Source organism: Solimonas variicoloris DSM 15731 (assembly GCF_000382285.1).
GTDB classification, from domain to species: domain Bacteria; phylum Pseudomonadota; class Gammaproteobacteria; order Nevskiales; family Nevskiaceae; genus Solimonas; species Solimonas variicoloris.
This window is the reverse complement of sequence record NZ_KB907931.1, coordinates 165,957-172,213: the sequence shown is the minus strand read 5'-3', so window position 1 is coordinate 172,213 and position 6,257 is coordinate 165,957. Positions and strand designations below refer to the sequence as shown.

General features: G+C 69.4%; 5 protein-coding genes and 1 pseudogene. 2 read left to right on the top strand and 4 right to left on the bottom strand.

Translation table 11 applies throughout. The features are described 5' to 3' along the window. Both H149_RS24370 and H149_RS0110635 read left to right on the top strand, forming a co-directional pair. Nucleotides 1-436: pseudogene (locus H149_RS24370) on the top strand (hypothetical protein); the annotation flags it as partial. After that, nucleotides 433-858, top strand: coding sequence for a globin family protein (locus H149_RS0110635; RefSeq protein ID WP_020649738.1), 426 nt, complete (start codon nt 433-435; stop codon nt 856-858). The pseudogene H149_RS24370 and the gene H149_RS0110635, both read left to right, overlap by 4 nt. Here H149_RS0110635 and H149_RS0110630 read toward each other — a convergent pair. The 4 genes from H149_RS0110630 to H149_RS0110615 form a co-directional block, all read right to left on the bottom strand. Further along, nucleotides 836-2,140 (bottom strand): sensor histidine kinase, encoded by a 1,305-nt coding sequence (locus H149_RS0110630; protein WP_026353077.1) that lies wholly within the window; start codon nt 2,138-2,140, stop codon nt 836-838. The two genes, H149_RS0110635 and H149_RS0110630, sit on opposite strands and share 23 nt — an antisense overlap. 42 nt (nt 2,141-2,182) lie before the next feature. Next, nucleotides 2,183-3,523, bottom strand: coding sequence for a sigma-54-dependent transcriptional regulator (locus H149_RS0110625; RefSeq protein WP_020649736.1), 1,341 nt, complete (start codon nt 3,521-3,523; stop codon nt 2,183-2,185). A gap of 190 nt (nt 3,524-3,713) precedes the next feature. Beyond that, nucleotides 3,714-4,934, bottom strand: coding sequence for an ABC transporter permease (locus H149_RS0110620; protein WP_020649735.1), 1,221 nt, complete (start codon nt 4,932-4,934; stop codon nt 3,714-3,716). A gap of 10 nt (nt 4,935-4,944) precedes the next feature. After that, complete coding sequence (locus H149_RS0110615; protein WP_020649734.1) at nt 4,945-6,246, bottom strand: ABC transporter permease; 1,302 nt, start codon at nt 6,244-6,246, stop codon at nt 4,945-4,947. Nucleotides 6,247-6,257: the final 11 nt, after the last annotated feature.

Genomic DNA, 6,257 nt, shown 5'->3' with positions numbered 1-6,257 from the left:
CCGTCAGGCCGTGGAGCCGGTGATCGGGCACCTGAAGGACGACTGCGGACTACGGCGGAACTGGCTCAAAGGATCGGAAGGGGATGTGCTGCATCCGGTGTTGTGTGCCGCCGGCTACAACCTGCGCTGGTTGATGCGGGCCATTGCCCGGTTGGGACTGAAGGCCCTTTTTGCACTCTGGCTTCTGGTCGGGATGCTTGAGCGGGTGGTCAGTGACGAGGGGGGCATGGCCGCCGGGTCGGCGGCTGGCGGCGGTGAATTGAATATTTCAGGACCGACTAATAAAGCAAGAAACAGCCCAGCCGGAGCGGCCGGCGCGACCCTAGCAGCTGCGCTCGCCGCGCCGCAATCGTCGGAAACCCGCGGCATGCTTCTTGCCGTTGCGTTCGGAGTCCTCCATCGCTGCACTCCGCCCCCCGCATGCCAGGCGCCATGACCCCGACGCAGATCACCCTCGTCCAGACCAGCTGGGCCCAGGTCGTTCCCATCCGCACGCAGGCCGCGGCGCTGTTCTACGGCCGTCTGTTCCAGCTCGATCCGTCGCTGCGCGCGCTGTTCCGCGCGCCGATCGCCGAACAGGGCGAGCGCCTGATGAACATGATCGACATCGCCGTACGCGGCCTCGGCCGGCTCGACAGCCTGCTGCCGGCGGTGCAGGCGCTCGGCGCCCGCCACCTCGACTACGGGGTGCAGACGGCACACTACGACACCGTCGGCGAGGCCCTGCTGTGGACGCTCGAACAGGGCCTGGGGCCGGCCTTCGATGCTGACACGCGTGCCGCCTGGACGGCGGTCTACGGCGCGCTCGCGGCGGCGATGCAGGCCGGCGCGCCGCTCAGGCAGGCAGCGTCAGGCTGACGCGCAGGCCGCCGCCGTCGCGGTTGGCCAGCTGCAGCCGGCCGCCGTGCGCCTCGACGATCTCGCGGGCCAGCGCCAGGCCGAGCCCGGTGCCGGCACGCTTGGTCGAATAAAACGGCAGCAGCGCGTTGGCGAGCACGGTTTCGCTCATGCCGCTGCCGCGGTCGCGCACCTCGATGCGCCAGCTCGCGGCCACCCGCACCACGTCCAGCTCGACCGCGTCCGCGGCGCTGCCGGCTTCGTGCGCATTCTTCAGCAGATTGATCAGCACCTGTTCGAGCTGGCCGGCATCGAAGCGCGCCGTACCGTCCGGCAGGCGGCCCTCGACGCGGAACTCGGCGTGCGCGCCGAGCGCGCCGATGAACTCGGTCCAGCGCACCTCTTCGAGTCGCGGCGCCGGCAGACGCGCGAAGCGCGCATAGCCCTCGATGAACGCATGCAGGTGCCGGGCCCGCCCGCCGATGCTGGTGAACACCTCCGGCAGGCGCTCGGCCTGGCCGCGCCGTGCCAGCTCGGCCCCCGAATGCGCGAGCGAGGAAATCGGCGCCAGCGAATTGTTCAGCTCATGGCTCATGACGCGGATGACCTTCTTCCAGGTCGCCACTTCCTGGCGCGCAAGCTCGCGCGTCATGCGCCGGAACAGGTAGAGCCGGTGTGCGCGCCCCTGCAGGCGGAAGCCGCGCTGCGACAGATGAAAAGTCTCCTCGCCTTCCGCGAAGTCGACACTGAACAGCGCGTCGCCGCCGCTGGTCAGCGCCTCGCGCATCGACGCCGGCCCGGCTTCGACGATCGACGCGAACGACAGCCCGGCCAGACTGCGGTTGTCGTTGAACAGCTGGCGCGCCGCGAGATTAGCGTAGGCGACGTGGCCGACGTCGTCGACCAGGACCAGCGCGACCGGCGTGTTCTGCACCACGGTATCGAGCAGCAGCTCGCGCTGCGCGAGGTTCTGGCGCTGCTCGCGCAGCGTCTGGCCGAGTTCATTGTGCAGGCGCGCGAGCGGACCGAGCACGTCGTCGTCGGCGCCGGCGATCGAAAAGCTGAAGTCGCCGTCGCGGAAGCTGGCGACCGCGCCCTCCAGCGCCCGCAGCAGCTGGCGCAGCGGCTGCAGCACACGCGGCGCGGCGAAGATCGCGGCGAGCAGGCCGGCCGCCGTCGCCGCAAGCGCCGCCAGGGTGACGGAAGCGCCGACCGACAGGACCGCGATCGCGGCGCCGGCCGCGGCGGCGGCAACCAGCAGCAAGGCAACAGCAAAGCGGGCTTCGAGCGAGGGTCGGCGCATGGCAAGGCGGCGTGGAACTGCCGCGCAGCGTAGCAGCGTCGTTCAGCCGACGGCAGTTTCGAAGCCGTAGCGCTCCATGCGCCGGTACAGCGCCTGCCGCGACAGGCCGAGCGCCTGCGCGGTACGGCTGATGTTGCCGCCGGAGGCCTTGAGCGCGGCGGCGATCGCGTCGCGATCCGGCTCGTCGCCGCCGCGTGCCGGCGCCTTGCGCTGCGGCAGGCTGAGGTCGGCGGCACGGATCACGCCGCCGCGGCACAGCAGGCGCGCGCGCTCGACGGCATTGCGCAGCTCGCGCACGTTGCCGGGCCACGCATAATCGAGCAGCGCGTCGCGCGCCTCGTCGGCGAACTGCGCCTGGCCGTCGAGGAAGAATTCGGCGAGCGGGACGATGTCGTCCGGCCGCTCCGCCAGCGGCGGCAGCGCGATCTCGATCAGATTGAGCCGGTAGTAGAGATCCTGGCGGAAGCCGCCGTCGGCGATCATCTTCGGCAGCTCGGCATTGGTCGCGCTGAGCACGCGCACCTTGACCTGGCGCGTGCGCGAGGAACCGAGCCGCTCGAACTGGCCGGTCTCCAGCACGCGCAGCAGCTTGATCTGGCCCGACAGCGGCAGGTTGCCGATCTCGTCGAGGAACAGCGTGCCGCCGTTGGCGCTCTCGAAACGTCCTTCGCGGGCGCGATTGGCGCCGGTATAGGCACCGGCCTCGGCGCCGAACAGCTCGGCCTCGATCAGCTCGCTCGGCAGGGCGCCGCAATTGATGGCGATGAACGGCCCGTCCTTGACCGCCGAGTTGGCATGCACGATCTGCGCGATGCGTTCCTTGCCGGCGCCGTTGGGGCCGGTGATCAGCACCGGCACGTCGGCGCGCGCGACTTGGCAGGCCAGTTCGACGACACGCTCCATCGCCTCGGAACCGTAGACCAGCCCGCGCAAATCGTAGCGCCGCGCCAGTTCCTCGCGACGGCGGCGACGCTCGCGGCGCAGATGCGACATCGCCCGGCTCGCCTCCGACAGCTCGAGCAGGTTCTCGACCGTCGTCAGCAGCTTGTGATCGTCCCAGGGTTTGGCGAGATAGTCGGCGGCGCCGGCCTTGACCAGCTCGACCGCCGTCTCCAGATGGGTCCAGGCCGTCAGCAGCATCACCGGCAGATCCGGATAGCGCTCGCGGATCGCACGGAACAGCGCCACGCCTTCCTCGCCGGAGGTGGTGTCGGCGCGGAAATTCATGTCGGCGATGACCAGGTCGATGCGCTCGGCGAGCAGCATCGCCAGGCCTTCCTCGGGCGTCGCCGCCGTGCGCGTGCGGATGTCGCGCAGCGACAGCAGCAGCCCGAGCGCCTCGCGCACGCCGGCATTGTCGTCAATGATCAGGACGGTGGACATGTCAGCTCTTCGGCGCATGCGTCATAGACGCGGCGCCCACGCGGAAGGTTGGAATCGAGCAATCCTGCCCGGCGCGCCGGGCGGCGGGGGCGATCATAGCCTGTGCCGCGCGCGCCCTGCCCCAGCGCCGAAAAAAGAGCGCGCCGACGAGCGGCGCGCAATCCTGGGAGTGAACCGTCGAGGCCGCGCTTCAGGCCGGCCGCGTCGCCGTCGCCGGCGGCACTGACGCGGCGCGCAAGGCCGGGGCCAGCACCGCGATCTGCCCGAGCAGCCAGAGCGCGACCGCGCCGACCGGCAGGTAGTAGAGCGGCAGGCGCGGCAGTTCGTAGTGATGCATCAGCCAGCCGCTGATGCCGAATGCCGCCGCCATGCCAACCGCGATGCCGACCGTGACGATCAGGAAGTTCTCGGTCTGGAAGTAGCGCAGGATCTGCCCGCGTGTCGCCCCGAGCGCACGGCGGATGCCGATCTGGCGGCGCCGGCGCTGCACCCAGAAGCTGGCCAGACCGACGATGCCGAGCGCCGTGACCACCAGCAGCGAGACGACGACGGCGATCAGCAGGCCGGCCATCACGCGGTCCTGCTTGAAATTCTCGTCGCGCAGTTCGTCGAAGCCCTTGGTGTCCAGGACGATCCGGTTCGGCATCGCTTCGGCCAGTTTCTTCTTGGCGGCGGCGATCACGGCGTCGCGATCCTGCGGGCGCGTGCGCAGCACATACTGCGCGCCGTAGCCGGCGCCCATGCGCACCGGGAACACCAGGCTGCAGTCGGCCGTCGCATCGTCGAAGATCGACGGCCGCACGAGGTGCTCGAGCACGCCGATCACGCGCACCGGGACATCGCCGAAAGCGAATTCGCGGCCCAACGGATTTTCGTTGCCGAACAGCTTCTGACCCAGCTGGCGCGTGATGATGACGATCTTCGGCTGCTCGCCGTCGGGCGCCCCGAGCAGGGTCGCAAAGTCGCCGAACTCGCTTTCCTCGAACCAGCGTCCGGCGACCAGCTTGGCGCCGAGCGTCGACAGCATCGCGGCATCGCCGTAATAGATCGTGGCATTGACGATGGTGTTCTTGTCTTCCGGCTTCAGGCGCAGGCCCGAGTTCCACGACGAGCGTCCGAACGGCACCTGGTTGATCAGCGTGGCGCCTTGCACGCCGGGGATCTCGCGCAGCGACTGCAGCGCGGCCCGCGCGCGCGCATCGACATCCGGATCCTCGGCGACGCTCGTGGTCTGGATCCGCACCAGCTCGTTCTCCGGCACCCCGCTCGGAATGCTGCTGCGTTCGAGGCGATGGATGATCAGGAACAGGGCGTTGCAAATGATGGCGCAGCACAGCGCGATCTCGATCGCGATCAGGGCGGCGGCGGTCTTCTGCCGCTTGAGCGCGGCGATGATGGGCATGAAGTCCATGGCGGATTCCTCAATCGCTTTTCAGTTGCAGGGCGGGCGCGACCTGGCACGCACGCCAGGCGGGCAGCAGGCCGGAGACCAGGCTCGTCAGCAGCGCCAGCGCGAGCGTCGCCAGCAGCATCGGCAGATCGATATGCGCCAGGCTGGCATAGTCGCCGGGCTGCTGGCGGACCGCCCACAGGCCGAGCAGGGCCAGCAACAGCCCGAGCCCCGCACCGGCCACGCCCACCGCGCCGGCCTCGACGAGGAACTGCGCGAAGACCTCGCGCCGCGATGCACCGATCGCGCGGCGCACGGCGACCTCGCCCGAGCGCCGCAGGAACTTGGCCAGCATCAGGCCAACCGTGTTCACCAGGCAGACCACGAGGAAGCCGAGCGCCAGCCAGACCTGAAGGCGCACGTCGGACGGCACGACCTTCTGGTAGTCGAGCCATTCCATCACGCTGCGCAGCTTGACGCTGTTGGGCCGCGGGAAGCGTCCCAGCGCGCGCTGCTCGTTGACGTAGTTGTTGAGAAAGGTCATGTAGGCGGCGCGCTTTTCGGGCGTGCCCAGCTCGACCCAGAGCTGCATGTAGACGCAGTCCGGCGAATGTTCCGGATCGGCGCCACCGCCGCTGCCCCAGCAGTTCATCGTGCCGTTGCGGCCGAGCTTGAGGTCCAGCCCGACGTCGAGCGGCACGAAGACGTCCTCGACTTCGGCGTAGTTGCCGGTCACCAGATCGTAGAAGTGCGGCGTCGGCCGCCAGTGGTCGACGACGCCGACGATCTGGAAATCGTTGCCGCGGATCCGCAGCGTGCGGCCGACGCTGTTGGCGCCGCCATAGAGCTTGTCGTTGAGGCTGCGGGTAATGACGGCGACGCGCGCGCGCCGCTCGTCGTCCTCGGCGGTCCAGCCGCGTCCGTACAGCATCGGCACGTCGAATATCGGAAAGAAGTCGGCGGTCGTGAAGCGCGCCTCGGTCCGGAACGGGTCGAGCGCGCTGCCTTCCGGCTGGATCACCGCATTGCCGCCCGTCAGCAGGACCTGACGATCGGCCTTGCCCGCCTTCAGCAGGTTCATGCCGTCGACGTAACCGATCAGGTCCGGCGGCTCCTCACCCTCGTGCCAGTCGTCGATGTCGGCGGGATCGATCTGCGGATGGAACAGCACGGCGCTCTTCTGCGGGATCGGATCGCCCGACAGCACGCGCAGCACCGTCAGCGTGGTGATGCTGGCGCCGATGCCGAGTCCGATCGCGATCACCATCAGCGCGGTCAGCGCCGGATTCTTCCGGAGGCTGCGGCCGGCCAGCCATGCGTAGTAGCGGAACATGCGCGGCTCCT